Origin of the sequence: Helicobacter felistomachi, from assembly GCF_030296895.1 — a bacterium.
Classification (GTDB): Bacteria; Campylobacterota; Campylobacteria; order Campylobacterales; family Helicobacteraceae; genus Helicobacter; species Helicobacter felistomachi.
In genome coordinates this window covers 1130286-1148979 of record NZ_AP028022.1, presented here as the reverse complement: position 1 = coordinate 1148979, position 18694 = coordinate 1130286, and the positions used below count along the sequence as shown (strand labels likewise).

At 49.4% G+C, this 18694-nt stretch carries 16 protein-coding genes and 3 pseudogenes; 8 read left to right on the top strand and 11 right to left on the bottom strand.

The features are described from left to right. Window positions 1–15 precede the first annotated feature (15 nt). The 5 genes and pseudogenes from QUE23_RS06035 to QUE23_RS06015 form a co-directional block, all read right to left on the bottom strand. Complete coding sequence (locus QUE23_RS06035) at window positions 16–1161, bottom strand: FAD-dependent oxidoreductase (protein WP_286348183.1); 1146 nt, start codon at window positions 1159–1161, stop codon at window positions 16–18. Further along, window positions 1155–2093, bottom strand: coding sequence for an arginase (gene rocF, locus QUE23_RS06030; RefSeq protein ID WP_286348182.1), 939 nt, complete (start codon window positions 2091–2093; stop codon window positions 1155–1157). The genes QUE23_RS06035 and rocF overlap by 7 nt, the downstream gene beginning before the upstream one ends. A gap of 10 nt (window positions 2094–2103) precedes the next feature. Further along, window positions 2104–2367: pseudogene (locus QUE23_RS06025) on the bottom strand (hypothetical protein); the annotation flags it as partial. Beyond that, window positions 2346–2614, bottom strand: a pseudogene (locus tag QUE23_RS06020) (sodium:solute symporter family transporter); the annotation flags it as partial. The pseudogenes QUE23_RS06020 and QUE23_RS06025, both read right to left, overlap by 22 nt. Before the next feature lie 28 nt (window positions 2615–2642). Further along, entirely contained in the window at window positions 2643–2996 is a 354-nt protein-coding gene (locus QUE23_RS06015; RefSeq protein ID WP_286348179.1) for a DUF485 domain-containing protein, read from the bottom strand. A gap of 196 nt (window positions 2997–3192) precedes the next feature. Here QUE23_RS06015 and pxpA point away from each other — a divergent pair, with 196 nt between their 5' ends. Genes pxpA through QUE23_RS05990 form a run of 5 tightly spaced genes read left to right on the top strand, consistent with a single transcriptional unit; the run spans window position 3193 to window position 7438 of the window. Beyond that, window positions 3193–3966 carry a 5-oxoprolinase subunit PxpA gene (pxpA, locus tag QUE23_RS06010; RefSeq protein ID WP_286348178.1) on the top strand — a complete coding sequence of 258 codons (774 nt, stop codon included), beginning with the start codon at window positions 3193–3195 and terminating at the stop codon, window positions 3964–3966. A 10-nt stretch (window positions 3967–3976) separates the two neighbouring features. Then, window positions 3977–4210 carry an acetyl-CoA carboxylase gene (locus tag QUE23_RS06005; protein ID WP_286348177.1) on the top strand — a complete coding sequence of 78 codons (234 nt, stop codon included), beginning with the start codon at window positions 3977–3979 and terminating at the stop codon, window positions 4208–4210. Further along, window positions 4211–5581: an acetyl-CoA carboxylase biotin carboxylase subunit gene (locus tag QUE23_RS06000; RefSeq protein WP_286348176.1), complete on the top strand. Its 1371-nt coding sequence runs from the start codon at window positions 4211–4213 to the stop codon at window positions 5579–5581. Then, window positions 5571–6467, top strand: a complete 897-nt coding sequence (locus QUE23_RS05995) for a 5-oxoprolinase subunit B family protein (RefSeq protein ID WP_286348175.1) — start codon at window positions 5571–5573, stop codon at window positions 6465–6467. Before QUE23_RS06000 ends, QUE23_RS05995 begins: the two co-directional genes overlap by 11 nt. After that, window positions 6464–7438 (top strand): 5-oxoprolinase subunit C family protein, encoded by a 975-nt coding sequence (locus QUE23_RS05990; RefSeq protein ID WP_286348174.1) that lies wholly within the window; start codon window positions 6464–6466, stop codon window positions 7436–7438. The genes QUE23_RS05995 and QUE23_RS05990 overlap by 4 nt, the downstream gene beginning before the upstream one ends. On the opposite strand, the gene QUE23_RS05985 is transcribed toward QUE23_RS05990, so the two are convergent. Genes QUE23_RS05985 through QUE23_RS05975 form a run of 3 tightly spaced genes read right to left on the bottom strand, consistent with a single transcriptional unit; the run spans window position 7435 to window position 11376 of the window. Continuing rightward, window positions 7435–8952 carry a mechanosensitive ion channel family protein gene (locus QUE23_RS05985; protein WP_286348173.1) on the bottom strand — a complete coding sequence of 506 codons (1518 nt, stop codon included), beginning with the start codon at window positions 8950–8952 and terminating at the stop codon, window positions 7435–7437. The genes QUE23_RS05990 and QUE23_RS05985 overlap by 4 nt on opposite strands. Continuing rightward, window positions 8939–9967: a 3-dehydroquinate synthase gene (aroB, locus tag QUE23_RS05980; RefSeq protein WP_286348172.1), complete on the bottom strand. Its 1029-nt coding sequence runs from the start codon at window positions 9965–9967 to the stop codon at window positions 8939–8941. Before aroB ends, QUE23_RS05985 begins: the two co-directional genes overlap by 14 nt. Continuing rightward, on the bottom strand, window positions 9964–11376 hold the full coding sequence (locus QUE23_RS05975) for a COG3400 family protein (RefSeq protein ID WP_286348171.1): 1413 nt from the start codon (window positions 11374–11376) through the stop codon (window positions 9964–9966). Before QUE23_RS05975 ends, aroB begins: the two co-directional genes overlap by 4 nt. Window positions 11377–11429: 53 nt before the next feature. Between QUE23_RS05975 and tgt the strand changes: the two genes are divergently transcribed. Further along, window positions 11430–12533, top strand: coding sequence for a tRNA guanosine(34) transglycosylase Tgt (gene tgt / locus QUE23_RS05970; RefSeq protein WP_286348170.1), 1104 nt, complete (start codon window positions 11430–11432; stop codon window positions 12531–12533). Here tgt and ftsZ read toward each other — a convergent pair. From ftsZ to QUE23_RS05955, 3 genes are read right to left on the bottom strand one after another with little or no spacing between them, the layout of a single operon-like run. Further along, window positions 12530–13663, bottom strand: coding sequence for a cell division protein FtsZ (ftsZ, locus tag QUE23_RS05965; RefSeq protein WP_221272609.1), 1134 nt, complete (start codon window positions 13661–13663; stop codon window positions 12530–12532). The two genes, tgt and ftsZ, sit on opposite strands and share 4 nt — an antisense overlap. A 16-nt stretch (window positions 13664–13679) precedes the next feature. Then, complete coding sequence (ftsA, locus tag QUE23_RS05960; RefSeq protein WP_285758608.1) at window positions 13680–15050, bottom strand: cell division protein FtsA; 1371 nt, start codon at window positions 15048–15050, stop codon at window positions 13680–13682. Then, complete coding sequence (locus tag QUE23_RS05955) at window positions 15047–16495, bottom strand: peptidylprolyl isomerase (protein WP_286348169.1); 1449 nt, start codon at window positions 16493–16495, stop codon at window positions 15047–15049. The genes ftsA and QUE23_RS05955 overlap by 4 nt, the downstream gene beginning before the upstream one ends. Window positions 16496–16612: 117 nt before the next feature. Between QUE23_RS05955 and QUE23_RS05950 the strand changes: the two genes are divergently transcribed. Beyond that, the gene (locus QUE23_RS05950; protein WP_286348168.1) at window positions 16613–17902 is read left to right on the top strand and encodes an adenosylmethionine--8-amino-7-oxononanoate transaminase; all 1290 of its coding nucleotides are present in this window, start codon (window positions 16613–16615) and stop codon (window positions 17900–17902) included. Between the two features lie 64 nt (window positions 17903–17966). Continuing rightward, window positions 17967–18687: pseudogene (pyrH, locus tag QUE23_RS05945) on the top strand (UMP kinase). Window positions 18688–18694: the final 7 nt, after the last annotated feature.

Sequence of the window (18694 nt, the reverse complement as noted above, 5' to 3'; positions counted from 1 at the left end):
GCGTTATCCATTAAATCAGCGAGTCTCAAGACTCTTTAGGACGGCGTGAGCCTGCATAAAGGGCAAGTTAAAGGCTTTGGCGATCCCCTCCTTCGTGAGATAGCCCTGGTAGGCACTTAAAGCCCCTAGAGTGTTGGCAACCTCTTTAGCGTTTGCGCCCAAAAAGCCCTTGAGCCCATGTTCTAGAAAGTAGCGCAAATAGGGCAAGCTGGCTTGGCTGTAGGCGATAGAGCTTGTTTTGGCGACCACGCCGGGCATGTTAGGCACGCCATAGTGGAGTAAGCCCTCTTGTAAATACACGGGCTGGGAGTGGCTCGTTTGGCGGATTGTTTCTACACACCCTCCCAAATCGCAGGCCACATCCACCACCACGCCCCCTTTTTGCATGAGGGCTAAATGGCGTTTTAAAATGACTTTAGGCGTGCTTGTGGCGGTTACTAAAACCGCTCCCACAAGCCCCACCGCCCCGCTTAGCGCGTACTCAATATTTGCCTCATGCACAGCCAACACCTCTAAATGATAAAGATCTTTGTAAGGGTGGTTTTGCAACTTCAAGGAGTCAAGCTCCAACACCACGACATGCGCGCCTGCTTGGCTTAAAAACCTAGCCGCCTCTAAGCCCACCACACCCCCACCCACAACCACGACCTTCGCCCTAGCCTGCCCTGCCAGCCCGCCTAAGAGCACTCCTAACCCAAAGACCCCGGGCAAATGCTCAAGGGCAAGCAAATAATGCTGCACTAAGTGGGCGGCAAGTTGCCCCGCCACCACGCTCATGGGGGCGAGCACGGGGTAGTTGTTCTTGGGGCCGGCTAAGGTTTCGGTGCAAAGGGAAGCGATTTTTTTATCGATCAACATTTGTGCTAGGGACTTGTTGTAGGCTAAATCTAGGTAGCTAAAGAGAGTCGCCCCCTCTGTCAGTAGGGCGTATTCGTGCTCTAGGGGTTCTTTACACTTCACCACCACACTTTGCGCCCACGCCTCAGCTCGCCTAACAATCTTAGCCCCTGCCTGCTTATAAGACTCATCGCTATACCCGCTCATCAACCCCGCCCCCTCTTCAACCACCACTTTAAAATATGGGGTGATTTGCGCCACATCGTGGGGGACTAAGCCCACCCTAAACTCAAAATCCATGCTTTCTTTGACGAGCCCTAACATTGATCCCTCATTTCTAACACGACATCTTCTAAAAGCCCCCAAATGACCTCTTCATCGGGGTTTTTGCCATCCCACAGCTCAGGGTTGTACTCGGTGAGCTCCACCCCCACCAAGCGCGCTTTAAACGCCCTTAAAAGCCCATTTAACAGCTCTTTTAATTCCTCAGGGGTGAGCCCGTTATTCTCTCTAACCCCTGTGGAGCTAAAGATTTTGCCATCCAGCACATCGATGTCTAAACTCAAATACACCAAGTCCACGCCCTCTAGGCATTTAAGGCTTTGCGCCACCACGCTCGGGGTGTTCTGCCTAATCTCAGCCACGCTAAAAAGAGGGATAGAACGATCTTTAATGATTTTGCGCTCGCTTGTTTCCGTGCTTCTCACGCCAAAATAGACCAAATGCTTGGGGTTAAACTCTAACGCCCCTTTGGGCAAGTCTAAAGTGCATAGCCTCTCCCAGTATTCGATCTCTTGGGCGTTTAAGGCGTTTTGCCCTGAATGCGTCTTATTTAAGATCATGCCAAGGGGCATGCCATGCAGATTGCCCGAGCTGCTGTCATAGGCCGTGTGGATGTCGGCGTGCGCGTCTATGTATAAAATGCCTACGGTTTTATTTGGGTGTACTGAACGTAGGGCTTGGACGATCCCAAACGCCCCTGAGTGCTCGGCACTTAAAATGATGGGAAAGCTCCCCTTTTTAAACACCGCCCGCATGCTAGGGATCAAACTATCCTTGCAAAAGAAGTAATAATCCTCAAAGTTCTTGGCAAATCTAAAAAAATCCTTTAAGAAACACTGCTTTTGGCGGATCAAAACCATGTGCTCGCTGATCTCGGGGTGCTTTTCAAGCAGCTTTTCCTTAAGCCTAAGCACCCCCACACTGCTGCCGTGTTTGCTCGCGCCGATCTCAGCGGTTAAAGTCGTTAAAATCATTGAAATCTCCTTAATGTTGGCTTGCGCCTGAAATCCCCACGCCGCTTTGTGTCCTAAAATCTTGTGCGCTAAAGCCCGCCTTGTCTATCCGCGCTCGTGGGCTTTGATCGCATTTAGAAATGGCGTAAATCAAAATAAAAGTCAAGGGCATGGAAAAGAGTGCGGGGTGGTCGTAGGGGAAAAGGGCGTGGGCGTTCCCTAAGCTCTTGACCCAAATACTAGGGCTTAAAACCACCATCAGCACCACCATCAGCCCACCAAAAAGCCCACTGAATCAATCAGGCCGTCAAAACCATTGGTGAAAACTAAAGCCGTGATTCCTAAGAAGCTCGCCGCGCTCATGAAATCGCCCGTAATGGCTGTGCAATTTTGCAACCCCGTGATGCTCCCCCCGGCGGTGCAAAATCCGCTGGCACTTTGGCTTTTTTGCTCGAATAGTAGGTGATACAAAACGTGCTGAGTACAAAGAGTGCAAACATGGCGACAGCGGTGGGGTTGAACTCTTGCTTTTGCACTTGCATATTCTCTAACCCAGTCCCATTCAGGACACTAAGCCCGATGAAAATTAAACGAATGCGCCCCATTTTGCAATCCTTGCAGTGCACCGCTTTTTTGAAGTTTGTCTAAAATTTGCGCTTGATGGGTGTCAAAATGCTTGTTGGCCAAGAAGGTGTAAAGCCCTGTGAGCACGACACACAGCACGATCAAAAACACCCCCGCCACAATGCCTAAAGTGATCGCACTAGGTCCTAAGCGGTAGGCGAGCACTTGGGGAAAAAGCCCGATTCCTAACACAAACAAATAGTAACACGCAAAGACCACCCCCGCCAAAACCCACGACACCCGTTGGCGCAACGCTATAAAAGCCCTAAACTCAGCGATTGCCTTTTGCTTGTCTGCCATGTCTGTCCTTTCATTTTTCACCATGTTAACTAGATTAGACAACCGCACACCACAACTTGAAAGTTGGTTAGTGGGTTGGGCTGTGCTTTGGGGGGTTTGGTAACGCTATAGTGATAGTGTGTTTGTCTTATTAAATCCACTGGTTTAAAGCGTTGTTTTTTGCATGCCATACTTGAAAATCTTGTAAAGGAGAAACATGAAAACAGAAGTGGATTTAAACAGCGACATGGGCGAGTGTTTTGGACCTTGGATCATTGGCGATGGCGTGGATGATGCGATCATGAAACTCATTAGCAGTTGCAACATTGCGGCGGGCTTTCATGCCAGCGACCCCAATACCATGCGCCACTCTGTGGAAAATGCCCTAAAACAAGGCGTAGAAATCGGGGTGCACCCGGGCTTTAGGGATTTGGTGGGCTTTGGGCGTAGGCACATGGTGGCTAACCCTGTGGAGCTTACCAACGACTGCCTTTACCAAATGGGGGCATTGCAAGCCTTTTTGCACTTGCTAGGCGGGCATTTGCACCACTTCAAACCGCATGGCAGTCTATACATACACGCCAGCAAGGATCGCGATTTTTCTTATGCATTGATCAGCACTTTACACAAATACAACCCCCATTTACCCATTTATTGCATGGAGAACACACAGACGCACGCAGTGGCTAAGGAGTTGAAACACCCCTTTGTGCGGGAGTTTTACGGGGATCGCGACTATGGCGATGACGGGCAGTTGGTGATGGTGCGCCGGGCGCGGGGCTACACCCCTGAGGAAGTCGCCCAAAAGGTCTTGCAAGCGTGCGAGCAGGGCAGCGTGAAAAGTGTGAGTGGCAAGATGGTAAGCGTGGATTTCGACTCGGTCTGTATCCACAGCGACACGCCCGGAGCCCTTGCTCTCATACAAGCCACTAGAAAGCTCTTAGAAGAAAAGGGTATCAAAATCCAAAAACCTAAAATCCACACCGCTTAAAGGAGAATGCATGCACGAAGTCATCAGCCCCATACCCGGGACCTTTTATCGAAAGCCCAACCCCGATGCCGCCCCCTTTGTAGAAGTGGGATCACAAGTCCAGCCAGACACCACGCTCTGCCTTGTGGAAGTGATGAAAACCTTTAACGAGATCAAAGCCGAAGTGGCGGGCAAGATCGTAGAAATCAAGGCTGAGAACGAACAATTTGTCAACCCCGGCGATGTGCTTTTTGTGGTGGAATGAATGGCTTACACTCCACGCAAAATATTTAAGGTGTTGGTCGCCAATCGGGGCGAGATTGCGGTTAGAATCATTCAAGCCGCCCACGAGTTAAACATGCAGGCGGTGGCGATTTACACCGATGCCGATGCGGGCAATTTGGCGTGCCAGCTTGCCGATGAGAGCTATCGAGTGGGGGAGAATCTCGCCTATAAAAGCTATTTGAATATCGAAAATGTGCTGAAGATCGCCAAAGAAGCTAAGGTCGATGCGATCCACCCGGGCTATGGGTTTTTGAGCGAAAACGCCCTGTTTGCCAAGAAGGTAGAGGAGGCAGGGATTGTCTTTGTAGGGCCAAATAGCGAGACGATCGCCACGATGGGGGATAAGGCAAAAGCCTTAGAGCAGGCCAAGAAAAGCCAAGTGCCCACCATGCCAAGTACGCCCGTTTTAGAAAGCGTAGAGCAAGCCCTAGAGCACGCTCAAGGTATGGGCTATCCCCTACTCATTAAAGCCATTGCTGGGGGTGGGGGCAAGGGGATCCGCTTTGTAGAAAATGAAAGGGGCTTGAAAGAGCAATTTAGCGTGGCCGTGGCGGAAGCGGCCAGTGCCTTTGGCAATGGGGGGGTGTATTTAGAAAAGTATTTAGAAAACGCCAAGCACATAGAGGTGCAGGTGCTAGGCGATGGCAAGAATGTCGTCCACCTTTACGACAGGGAATGCTCCATGCAACGCCGTAGGCAAAAGGTGCTAGAAGAAGCCCCCAGCCCTAGTTTAGACAGCCAAACAAGGGAGGCTTTATGTGCGTGCGCCGTGCGCATGGCTAAGGAGGTGGGCTACAAGGGGGCGGGGACTTTGGAGTTTTTATACGACTCACAAAGCAAGGGGTTTTACTTCCTAGAAATGAATACAAGGATACAAGTCGAGCACGCCATTACCGAGATGGTTACGGGCGTGGATTTGGTGCGCCAAATGCTAAGGATCGCGGATGGCGAGCCTTTAGCCTACCAACAAAGCGACATTTCGCTAAGAGGGCATTCTATCGAGGTGCGAATCAATGCCGAAGACCCCAAAAATAACTTTTTCCCAAGCCCCGGGCAGATCAGCAAATTACAATGCCCCACAGGCTCAGGCATCCGCCTAGACAGCATGCTCTTTAGCGGGCGCACGATCCCCCCCTTTTACGACTCGCTCGTGGCTAAACTCATTGTCTATGACCAAACCCGCCCCTTTGCCCTAAGCAAGCTCAAAAGGGCATTGGAGGAATTTAAGATCGAGGGGGTAAAAACCACAATCGGGCTGTTTAAAGAGTTGATCCAGCACGAGAGGGTGCAACAGGGCGATTACAACATACACTTTCTAGAGGATTACATAGGAGGCAAGCATGGCGTTTAGATACAGCTTTGGGGGCGATACCTTTTTGTTTGTGGAGGTGAGTGAGGAGGGCATGTCCTTAGAGGCGTTTTTCTTAGCGATGGCGATTTGCAAAAAACTAAGAGAAATGCAAGTGGAGGGCATTACAGAGATTTGTCCGGCAAACGCGTCCTATATGATCGCCTTCAACCCCGACATTCTACCCCATACCAAAGCCCTAAAAATTTTGCAAGATTTAGAAAAAGAAGTCGTGGGGGCGCAAACCACGATCCAAACCCGCTTGATAGAAATGCCCGTTTTTTACAACGACCCCTACACGCACGAGTGTTTAATGGGCTTTCGTAACAACCACCAATGCAGAGAGCCCGGCTCCACTTTAGACCCTAACATGACCGACATTGAATACGCCCGCCAAACAAATGGCTATGCCAGTGTCGCAGAGTTCATAGAAGCGCATGCCAATAGCCCGTGGTTTGTGAGCATGATCGGCTTTGTCGCTGGCTTGCCTTGGCTTTATCAGCTAGTGGAGCGCAAAAAGCAAATTGAAGTGCCCAAATACCCCATAGCGCGCATAGACACCCCGGCTTTGACGATCGGGCATGGGGGGTGCTTTGGGTGCATTTATGCGGTAAGAGGCGGGGGAGGGTATCAAATGATGGGGATCACCCCAGCCCCCGTGTGGGACCCAGCGCAACGCCTGCCCTACTTTAAAGAGAGCATGGTGTTTTTAAACCCGGGGGATATTATCAAATTCAGCCCTTGCACTGAAGCCGAATACCATAGCTATGTCAAGCAAGTCGAAGAGGGGACTTTTGACTTAAAAATTTGCCAAACCCCTTTTTCTTTGCAAGAGTGGCAAGCCGACCCCACCGGCTACAACCAAAAAATCTTAAAGGTACTTGCATGAACACATTTAAAGTCTTAAGTCCGGGGATTGCAACTTTTGTAGAGGATTTGGGGCGTTATGGTTATTACCATTTGGGCATTCCCCCGGGGGGTGCTTTGGATCAAGCGTCTTTCATGGTGGCTAATGCCTTAGTGGGCAATGAGCCCAACGCTGCCGGGCTAGAAATGGCTTTAATGCCGGCAAAATTGGAGTTTGAAAAGGAGGCCCTGATCGCCGTGTGCGGGGCGCACACCACGCCTAAGATCAATGGGGAGGAAATGCCCAGCTACACCGCCTTAAAAGTGCCGGCAGGGGGCATTTTAGAGTTTAGCTACTTTAAAAAGGGGGCGAGGGCGTATTTAGCCATTGCTGGGGGGGTCGATGTCCCCCTTGTGATGGGCTCACGCTCCACTTACCCACTAGGGGGGATCGGGGGCTTTAAGGGGCGCAAATTAGAAGTGGGCGACATTTTACCCATAGGCACGCCCACAGGCAAACCCAGCACTAAAAGTTTAGACACCAGTTACCATTTGGAATTAAAAGAGATTGAAGAGCTTAGGGTGCTCTTGGGTTTGCAAGATTACAAGCTGACAGATCAGAGCCTAGACAATCTCTTTAAAGATGTTTTTGTGGTTTCCACACAGGCGGACAGGCTGGGCTATCGCTTTAAAAACGGGCAGAAATTCACCTACAAAGACCTACCCCAGCCCTTTGGGGCGGGGGCAAATCCTAGCAATATCACGGACGCTTGCTACCCCGTAGGCTCGATGCAAGCCCCCGGGGGTAATGAGCCGATCGTCTTGCAAAGAGACGCGCCCAGTGGAGGGGGCTTTGCCATGTATTGCACGGTCATTAGTTGCGATTTAGACCGCTTGGGGCAATTTGCGCCCAATCAAAAAGTGCGCTTTAAAGCGGTTAGCATGCAAGAAGCCCTAGAAGCTAGAAAGGCGTATCAAGACAGGATTAAAGCGATGGTGGAGAGTCTAGCTTAATCGGCTTGTTTTTCTTGCTTTTCTTGCACTTCTTTAAGTGCGGGGCTTAAGAAGACATCGTGGGTTTTTAAAAAGGCTTGCACGATGGCGGTGGAGATGGCAGATTGCAAGGACAGGGTGGCGTAAGCGTTGGTTAAATAGGACACATACAAGCGCATGCCCTCCTTTTCTGCCATAAGAAAGACTTTGGGCTCGGTTTCGATGGAGCGCAGGGCGTATTTGGTGCGCATTTTGGAAAGCTGTACGGCGGTGGTTTGGCTGTAATCTTTAGAGCATTCGGCGGCGATTTGTGTGGCGATTTCTTTCGCCCTTTCGTGGTTGGAGTCAAAAGTTAGAAAAAACTCCACGCTGTCCCATATGGTCTTTAGCCCTAAATGGCTGTAATTGGTGAGCAGCCCGCTAAAAATACAATTATTAGGGATAAAGACAATGCGCCCTGCTTGCCCGTTGTTTTTTAGGTAGGTTATGGGTGTTACCGCCTCAAACAGCGTGATGTAGAGCATGGAGATGTCTAAGACATCGCCCACATAGGTGTTGCCGTCTTTAGACACCTTCACCCGATCGCCCACATGCACGCTCCCCTTCAAAATAATGGTGAGCCAGCCGAGCACACTCATAAACAAGTCGCGCATGGCAATGGCAAAGCCCGCACCCACAAAGCCTAACATCGTAACAAGGTAGGATACATTTTCTAAATAGGCGAAAAGAAAAATCAACACCACCACATTGGCGTTGATGAAGTTGATCGCCTTGTTGATGGTGTAGGTGCGCTCATCGTTGTAAAGGTATTTGTGGCTAAGGTGTTTTAACACCCACGCTAAAACAATGCTGGCGCACACAATCAACAAGACATAGAAGAGTTTAAAAAGCTGGTCTTTGATTTGCGCCTTGATGGCTTGGGTGGTCTCCTCCATGTCCTTGTTGTAGGCATCTAGGCTGGCTTTGAGTAGGTTTTGGGCGTTTTCAAATTCAATTTGTTTGACTTTTTCGGCATATAGAGGGGCTTGCCACTTGCTCGGCTCTAGGGCTTGCAATTCTTCTAAGATTTTAAGTCTTTGATGGATGCTTGCGATGATCTGAGCTAATGCCTTTTGGTGTTGCTCTAAGGCTGCAAGTTTGGCATGCATGGTTTTGATGAAAGTCAAGCCCGTAACGATGGCTAGAGGATTGTTGATGTTGGGGACATTGGCGATGGCGGGCTTTTCTATGAGTCCCTTAAAGGGGTTACTTTTGTAGGATTCGAGCAATTTTTCTTGGTGTTGCAAGGCTTGTAGGCTGTGTTTTAGTGTGTTGGCCTCTAAGCTATTGCTATCAAGCTTTTTGAGGCTGTTTTGGATTTTAGCGATCTCTAAAGAGATTTTTCCATAGTCCTCAAAGTTTTTATACTTTTGTAGCCATATGCTGTCTGTCTTTTCAAGCTTTTTATTAAGACTATCTAGCTTTTGGGTAAGCTCTGGCACACTCTGGGCAAAGAGCAGTCCAAAGAGCAATAAAAACACACTAAAGCCACGCATGGAGTGCCTTCTGGACGATATTTTGATCGATGCCCTCTTGCGCCACAAAGTTGCCTAAACCTTTTGGCAAAACAAAACAAATGCTCTTATTATTCTTTTTATCCATTTGTAAATCCTTGTAAAAACTCTCAAAATTGGCAATGCGGTAGGGCAAATCTAGTCCATAGGTTTGCAGCAACGCTTGTATGCGCTCCTTAGTATCCTGCTCTAGTAGTCCAAGTTTGAGTGCTAAGGCGTTTGCCATTTGCATGCCAATCGCCACCGCCTCGCCATGTAAATGCGTACTGTACGCCCCCGCCTTTTCAATGGCATGCGCGAAGGTGTGCCCGTAGTTTAGCCCCATGCGTAGCCCCTCCTCCCTCTCATCTTGCGCCACCACTTGCGCCTTGATCGCCACGCTTTTATGAATGCCTAGTTCTAGGTGCTGCTCTAAAGGGTGGCTTTCTAGCCACGCAAAATAATCCTTGTCAAAGCACACCGCTTTTTTAACCATTTCGGCAATGCCTGCTTTGAACTCTCTTTTTGGCAGAGTTTTTAAAAATGTGGGGTCAATGTAAACTGCGCGTGGGGGGTGAAACGCCCCGATTAAATTCTTGCCATACTTATTATTAATGCCTGTCTTGCCCCCCACGCTCGCATCCACTTGGGCTAAAAGCGTGGTCGGCACAATTTGAAAGGCAATGCCCCTTTTATAAATGGCGCTGGCAAAGCCGACCATATCGCTCACCACACCCCCGCCTAAAGCCAACATGCCATCCTTGCGGCTTAAATTAGCTTCAAAAGCGGCGTTTAAAATTTCCTCCACACTCTCCCAAGTCTTGCACTCTTCCCCACTTGGCAGAATGTGGGTGAAAATATGGGGGGCTTGGAGTTTGTTTAATAGCGTGTCTAAATGCAGGGGGGCGACTATAGAGTCGCTCACCACTAACACCTTGCCCGTGTGGGTGATGGGCTTTAAGCTGCCGATACACACGGAGTAGCTAAAGTCTTTGGTCTGTATGTCTAGTTGCATCACTCCACCACCGGGATAAACATTTGGGGGTGGGTGTCGTTTAAAAACGCCACGCGCTCCAACTTGGCAAAAAACAGCCCCCAAAAGGGGCTTTTAATGATGCACGATTCAAAGGGCAAAAATTGCAAAACGGGGGTCTCTAGGCTCTTTAAAAACAGCACGGGGTTTTTACTTTGGGTACGGATCACTTTGATTTTCCTATTGTAAATGTGGGATAGGTAGCGGTAATTTTGAATCACCTCAATATTATAGCGTTTATCGGGGTCAAAGTCGTAGAGCAGCATTTTCAAATTCATCTGCGCGCACACATCAAACATCACCGAGGAAATGTCCTCGTTGCCCTCCATGCTTTTATTCAGCACCACGAGGCTTTTTTGTAGCCCCTTTAGCCCTGTGGCGTTGGTTTTAAAAATGGGGCTCACACTCTCAAACAACGCCTTGCGGTTCTCTTGGCGTTTAAAAAGCTCTTGACCCACCACCACAAGCCCGATTTTCTTTTGGCTATCTTTACGCAATTTTGCCGCAAAACTCAAACCCTTAAAGTCCAACACCACCCGAATGTTCTTATCCTCAGTGGCGCGGATTTGCTCAATCATGGCGGGATCTGTGGGATTAAGCACATGGATATAAAGCATGGCGCTTTTAAGCTGGCCGTGCAGACTCAAGGCTTGGTCTATATCCCTTTGTAAGGCCTCTTTAGATTGCAAGCACATATCGATGTATAAATAAAAATCCCGCCCAAAAGGCACAGGAAATTGCCCCACATTGCTCTTAACTTGCAAATAAACATTGTTCAAGGTTTCGGGATTGCCCGCCACTAAGAGCTGATCTCTAGGCTGGATCACCATAGAAGGGTGGCTTAAATGAAAGCCATTTTTACGATAAACCCCCACAATGCGGTAATCCTTTTGGCGCAAAGAGCCAATATGGCGGTAGGCAAAGACGCTCCCAAAGGGCACGCCGATCTCCATCACTTCGCCCTGCTCTAGTCCAAAGCCCTGTGGGACGCTGGGGACATTGGGGATTTGGGCGATAAATTTATTGGCAAGAATTTCGCTCGGGTCTAAAAACACAATGCGTTCGTCCTTTGCCCCCTCCCACTTCTGTGCCAAACTCACAAGGCGCACTTCTTTGTTTTTTTGGCGGACAATCTCGCACACCGCTTGTTGTTCCTTGACATTTTCAAGGAGGACAAGCGCATCACTCACATGCGCATCGATGAGTGGGTTTAGGCGGTAAGCGGAAGTGGGGTCAAAGACATGCACCTCAAAAGTGCTGGGCAGACTTGTGGGCAGGCACTCAGGGGCTTTGGTGATGACTAAGTAAAAATTATTGCTGAAATACTTAGACACCACCAGTTCCATGAATTTTTTGGCGACCATACCCTCAACAATCAAGGCAACTTTTTTCAACCCGCATTTCCCGACATTTTCGGCTATTATAACTAAAAAGATCAAGGTTAAAAATGGATTTTATCCTAAATGGCGTGGATAAAAAGGCAAGGGCGGGGACTTTAAAGCTAGCACATGGCAAGGTAGCAACCCCCATTTTCATGCCCGTAGGCACGCAGGCGAGCGTGAAAAGCCTAGATGCCATAGACTTACAAGCGCATTTATCCACCCCCATCATCTTAGGCAACACCTACCATTTGTACTTGAGACCGGGGGCAAGCTTAATCCAAAAGCTGGGCGGGTTACACGGCTTTAGCAAGTTTCAGGGTAATTTTTTGACCGACAGCGGGGGGTTTCAAGCCTTTTCTTTAAAGCACAACACCAAAGCCCATGCCGATGGCATTGTGTTTAAATCCCACATTGATGGCAGTTTACACCTTTTCACCCCCCAAAAGGTGCTAGACATTCAATACGCCCTAAACAGCGACATTTGCATGGTACTTGATGATTTAGTGGGTTTGCCCGCCCCTTTTAATCGCCTAAAACTAGCGGTAGAGAAGACCACAGAGTGGGCGAAAGCAAGCCTCAAGCACCACAAAATCCATGCGGGGGCGACAAACTATATTTTTGCCATCGTGCAAGGGGGCATAGATGTTGACTTGCGCCGCCAGAGTGCGCTAGAACTTAGCGCGCTAGATTTTGATGGCTACGCCATTGGGGGGCTGGCAGTGGGTGAGAGTGCCAAGGAGATGCAAGAGACCATCGCCCACACTACAGAGTTTTTACCCCAAAACAAGCCCCGTTATTTAATGGGCGTGGGCACGCCCCAAGACATACTCAATGCCATTGAGTTAGGCGTGGATATGTTTGATTGCGTGATGCCTACAAGAAACGCGCGCAACGGCACGCTTTTTACAAGCCTTGGCAAACTCTCTATCAAAGCGCAAGCGCAAAAGACAAGCGATGCGCCCCTAGACCCTGCATGCACTTGCTACACCTGCAAGCACTACTCTAAAGCCTACTTGCACCATCTGTTTAAGGCTAAAGAGTTGCTTTATTTTCGCCTTGCAAGCCTGCATAATTTGCACTTTTACCTAGAGTTGGTTAGGGGAGCTAGGGAGGCGATTTTAAGGGGAGAGTATGCGGACTATAAAACCTGCATGTTAGCGTGTTATTAGTCTTTTTGGTGGCGCAGATAGGCGGGGATGTCTAGGTCTACATTTTGGTAGTCATCTCCGCTTGCTAGGCGCAAACCCCCTAGCGTGCTTTTAGACAGGTTGGGCGTGTTGCCCTCGGGTTTGGACTCGGGTTTGTGCTCCTCTTGCTTTTCAAAGCCGGTGGCGACAATGGTCACTTTGATTTGGTCTGTCGGCATGTTGGGCGAAGTGCATGTGCCAAAGATCACTTCAGCGTCGTCATCTGCCATGTCGTTGACTGTCCCCATAGCGGCGTGGACTTCGGCTAGAGGGTAGTCGGGGTGGCACTCAAAATTCACCAAAACCCCCATCGCCCCATTGATGGAGATGTTGTCAAATAGGGGCGAAGTGATGGCGTTTTCCACTGCCACCGTGGCCGCGTTGACCCCTGTCGCCTCGCCAATGCCCATCAACGCCAAGCCCTTATGTCCCATCACGGTTTTCAAGTCGGCAAAGTCTACATTGATGTCATTCTCGCCAAAGTTGATGATCATCCCCGAAATCCCATTGACCGCCTTGGCAAGGACATTATCCACTTCCTTAAAGCTGTTGCGCATGCCCATACTCTTTTCAATGTAGCCCATGAGTCTTTCATTGGGGATCACCACGATCGAGTCGCTGACCGCCTTTAATTCTTTCAAGCCCTCTTCGGCGACCTTAGCGCGCTTCTTGCCCTCAAAACTAAAGGGCTTGGTCACGACAGAAACCGTGAGCGCTCCCGCATCCTTAGCCACTTGGGCAATCACAGGAGCCGCCCCTGTGCCCGTGCCCCCGCCAAGACCGGCTGAGATAAAGACCAAGTCCACGCCACTCACCGCCTCTTTAATCGCTTCGATGCACTCCTGGGCGGCTTGTTTACCGATCTCAGGGCGCATGCCAGCCCCCCTGCCCCCCGTAAGCTTCTCGCCTAAGCGGATTTTGTTCTTGGCATTGGAGGATTTGAGAGCCTGTCCGTCCGTGTTGGCGACGATCAAGGTGATGTCCTTAAAAGTGCCCGTGGCGATCAAGTGGGCGATCATGTTCGAACCTCCACCCCCCACGCCGATCACGACAATCTTCGCCCCATTGGTTTCAAAAACTTCTTCTACGCCTATGCCCTCTTCATGCACCATCGCCACAACTCATCCTTTAAAATAACTTGGAGAACCAGTCCAAAAGTCCGCTTTTTTTCTTAGGCATCTCAGGAGTTTGTATTATATCCTTTTTCCGCTCTTTTACGCTTTCGCCTACGCCCGTATTTTTGAGATTTGTCAAATCCGTCTCAATGTAATTGCGCTCTTGGGTGTAGGTGAAACCGGCGGGCAGAGCCTGCTTGTTTTCTTTATAGCGGATTGTTTTCTCGGAATCTTTTTCGTAGTTTGTGTGCTTACCCGCCCCGTACAAAATCAAGCCGATCGCCACGGAGCTTGTGGGATCTTTGAGTTCCTCAGACAAACCGCTCAGCTCCACCGGCTTGGCAATACGCACGGGGATATTGCCAAAGATCACTGCGGCGACATTTCTAATCCCCTCTACATGGGTCATTCCGCCGGTCAGCACCACACCCCTACGGATACTGTCTTTCAAATTGCTTTTCACCAAACGCCTATGGAGCACATCAAAGGTTTCAACCACCCGCGCGCGGATGATGTTGTGCACGAGCTGCAAGGACAAGCGGTTTTTCTTGTTCTCTGCCCCGATGTCGGGAACTTCAATCTCTTGATCGCTCTCTTCAGCCATGAGATTGCCATATTGCCTTTTGATGTATTCAGCTGTGCCTAAAGGCACTTCTAGCACGCTGGCTAGGTCGTCTCTTATGTGCTCCGAGCCCACATTTAAGTAGTTGTTAAAGCACATCGACCCACCCTCATAGACCATCATGTTACAAGTCCCCCCACCCAAATCAATGCACGCCACGCCCAGGGCCTTGTCATCTTCATTCAACACAGCAATGGAGGCCGCATAGGCACTCAAAACGACATTTTCGATCTTCACGCCCGCAATTTGGATCGTGCGGCGCAAGTTTTCTAAACTGCTGCGCTGCACTGTAACAATGTGGGTTGAAACTTCTAAACGCGATCCGCTCATCCCCATCGGGTCTTCGATGTTGTCTTGATTGTCTAGCTTGAATTGGTAGGGCAAAATGTGGATCACCTCATAGCCCGTGGGGATGTGTGCGCTATGCAGGGCGGTGTCTAGCACGCGGTTAATTTCTTTAAGCGTGATTTCATTATTGGGGACATTGATCAAACCCGCACTATTCACGCTCTGCGTGCACGCCCCCGAGATAGACACGATCGCCTTTTCCACAAAGGCTAACCCCGCCATGCGCTTGGCATCTTCAATCGCCTTTTTGACGACCTCGCCCGCTTGGCTGATGTTGCTGATATTGCCCTTTTTCACGCCCTCGGATTTATGCACGCTCACACCGATCACCTGCGGCGTGCCCTCTTTCAATTCGGCGATGATGGCGCAAATCTTGCTAGAGCCGATGTCTACGCCCAAAACGATGGGATTCAAGGGCGGCTCCTGGCGTATAGGGTGATTTTATAGCGTTGTTTCAACATGGCAATCAATGCCCCGTCTAGGGCTTGGGCTTTGAGGTTTTGCGCCATTTGTTTTAGATAGGTGGTGTTTTTCACTAGGTGTTTAAAGTCTTGGGCGTAGACCTTATACAGCACTGCCCTAGGGCCCTCTAAGAGCGCAAAGCCCTCTTGATAGGGGTGTTTAAAGATGTAGTCTACGAGGGCCTTGGAGGGCTTTTCGCCCAAGTCGTGGATGTTGCCTTTAAAGTCTAAATTCAACAACCCGATGTCGCTACCCTTGAAGGTGGGCAGTTTTTGCAAGGCTTCTTTTTTAAGCTCCCTAATTTGTGCTTCTGTTTGCAGAATTTGGGCGATCTTCGCCCTAGCTTCAACAAAGCTTTCAAGCGCACTTGCGTTTTTCTCCACAAGTTTTAAAACCACCCATCCCTCTTTGTAGGGCAGGGGTTTTAACACCTCACCCACCCGCATGGACTCGATTTTTTTATTGATGTCCTCGCCGTAAGGCAGGGTGGTGAAGGTTTCGCTTTCGGCTTTAAGCTGCCCCTTTTTTAAGGCTAGGTAGTCTTTGAGGGCTTGCTCTTTGGCCTTGTCGCTGTTGTAGTCTTGGCGCACTTCTTTTTCCACTTTGCTAAACTCTTGGGGCTTGCCTTGCAAAGTGTATTGCTCTTTGTGTTTGTTGAAGTAGTCCTTTAAAGTGCTCTCTTTGGGGTTGTCCTTGGCAGACACTTGTAGACTGGCTAACGTGTAGCTTGTGGGCTTTTTATAGTCTTGCTTGTGGGCGTTGTAATACGCCTTGAGGCTCTCTTCTTTGAGGGGGACTTCTTTGGGCTCTAACACCTCAATACGCACCCGATCTTGCAAACTAAGGGGGAGCATGAACGCCTCTTGCTCTAGGGGGGTTAGGGCTTGGGGGAATAAAGAGGCAATTTTTTTGAGTAATAGGGTGTTTTTCACATTGTCTTCAAAGGCAGCGGGGCGGAAGTTGTTCTCTTGCAAGAGCTTTTTATACAGCCCCTCGTCAAAATGCCCGTCTTTTTGGAAAAGCTCGCTTTTTTGAATCTCGGCGACAATCTCGCCATCGCTCACCCCTAGCCCCAAATCCAAAGCGAAGTTTTTCAACAAGGCTTGGTTGATGAGCACATTCAAGGCACTGCGCTCTAACCCTAGGGCCTTGATCTCTTTTGCGCTCAAGTCCTTGAAGTTGGGGATGGATTGGCTGTAAATGTCTAAGAGTTGCTTATGTTCTCTAGCCAATTCTTCTTGGCTGATGGCGATTTGCCCCACTTTTGCCACGCTCCCGCCGGCCAAAGAGAAGTTGTACTGCCCCCACCCGATCATGCCCGCAGCCACAAAAGCGATGGTGCTGATCCAAATCGTGACCACCAAGTATTTTTTGTGCTTTTGCATCCACGCAATCATAGACCCTTACCCTTGTTACGCAATTTCACCATAAGCTCTAATTTTATAAGAATTTCACTAAAATATTGCTAAATTCTTTATCTTGTTAGGCGGAAAATGCCGATTTAAAGGGTTTGTATGCCAACTAACGCCACATGGCACGCTTTAGACTTCAAATACGTTTGGCACCCGTGCAGCCAAATGCACGATCATGCCCACTTGCCCCTATTACCCATCAAGTCCGCTAAGGGGGTGTATCTCTACGACTTTGAGGGGAAAAGCTACATCGATGGAATCAGTTCGTGGTGGGTGAATTTATTCGGGCACAACCACCCCTACATTAACAAGAAACTCAAAGAGCAAATAGACCAGCTAGAGCATGTCTTATTAGCGGGCTTAACCCACCCGCAGGCCATTAATTTAGCCGCTAGATTGTGCGCTTTAAGCGGGTTTGATAAGTGCTTTTTTGCCGACAACGGCTCGGCGGGCGTGGAAGTGGCGTTGAAAATGAGCTACCACAGCCACTTACTGGAAGGCAAACAAAAGCCCAAATTCCTCTCCCTAGAAAATGGCTACCATGGCGAAACTCTGGGGGCTCTTAGTGTGGGGGGCGTGGGGCTGTATAAGGACACCTACAAGGGGATTTTTTGCGATCAACTACAAACCCCTGTGCCCAAAGATGAAGCCGACGTCCAAAGAGCCTTGCACGCCCTAGAAAAGATTTTAGAGCAAGAACACCAAAACATCAGCGCCTTCATTTTAGAACCCTTGATTCAGTGTGCAGGCAACATGCATTTTTACAGCGCAGACTTTGTCAAACAAGCCACACAAATGTGCCAAGAGAGGGGGATTTTGGTGATCTTTGATGAAATCGCTGTGGGCTTTGGGCGCACAGGGAGTTTATTTGCCTTTGAGCAATGCGGCATCAAGCCCGATTTTTTGTGCTTATCTAAGGGCATCACGGGGGGGTATCTGCCCCTGGCGGTGGTGCTCACAAGCGATGGGATTTATGACAAATTCTACGCCCCCTACGAGCAGGATAAAAGCTTTTTGCACTCACACAGCTACACGGGCAATGCTTTGGCTTGTGCGTGCGCTAACGCCACGCTGGACTTATTTGAGCAGGGCGTGGTGGAACAAAACAAGACGCTCAGTAGAACTATCCAAACCTGTATGCAAGAGCAACTAGAAGGGCTAAAGGGCGTTAAAAATTTGCGCTCATGTGGCATGGTCTTTGCCTTTGAGCTAGAGGGCTATAAGGGCAGCCAACGCCTAAGCCTTGCGGTGTTTCAAAAGGGCTTAGAATTTGGCATCATTTTACGCCCTTTAGGCAACACCATTTATTTCATGCCCGCTTACACCATGAGTCCCGATGAAGTCTTAAAAAGCGTGGGGGCAATGGTGGGCGTGGTGCGTGCCTTGACTTAAGGCTATTTGTTGTAAAATGCGGCCTTTTGGCACTTATAGATTTGAAGGGATTTGAAGGGAGTTTATGCAAAACAAAGAGCACTCTAAAAAGCGTGTGTTGGTGAAGTTTTCGGGGGAGGCTCTAGCGGGTGAAACCCACTTTGGGATCGATATACAAATTTTAAGCTACATCGCCAAAGAGATCAAAATGCTTGCTGACAACGGCATAGAAGTTGGCATTGTGATCGGGGGCAACATCATTCGGGGGTGAGTGCGGCTAAGGGGGCATTATTCGGCGCACGAGTGGGGATTACATGGGCATGTTGGCGACAGTGATCAATGCGGTTGCGATGCAAGAAGCCCTAGAGCACATGGGGCTGGATGTGCGGGTGCAAAGTGCGGTGGAAATCCAAGAAGTGTGCGAAACTTACATCCACCGCAAAGCCATTCGGCATTTAGAAAAGGGGCGGATTGTGATCTTTGCTGCGGGCACGGGCAACCCCTTTTTCACCACCGACACCGCCGCCACACTCAGAGCTATTGAGATCGGGGCAGATTTGATTGTCAAAGCCACGAAAGTGGATGGGATTTACGACAAAGACCCACATAAGTTTGAAGATGCCCAAAAAATCGATGTCATGGGCTATAATGAAGCACTGATCGGCAACATTGAAGTGATGGACGACACCGCCATCTCTTTGGCCAAAGATAATAAGCTGCCTATTGTGGTCTGCAACATGTTTAAAAAAGACAATTTGTTGCATGTGATTAAGGACCAACAGGGCGTGTTTTCTATGGTGAAATAACTAAAAG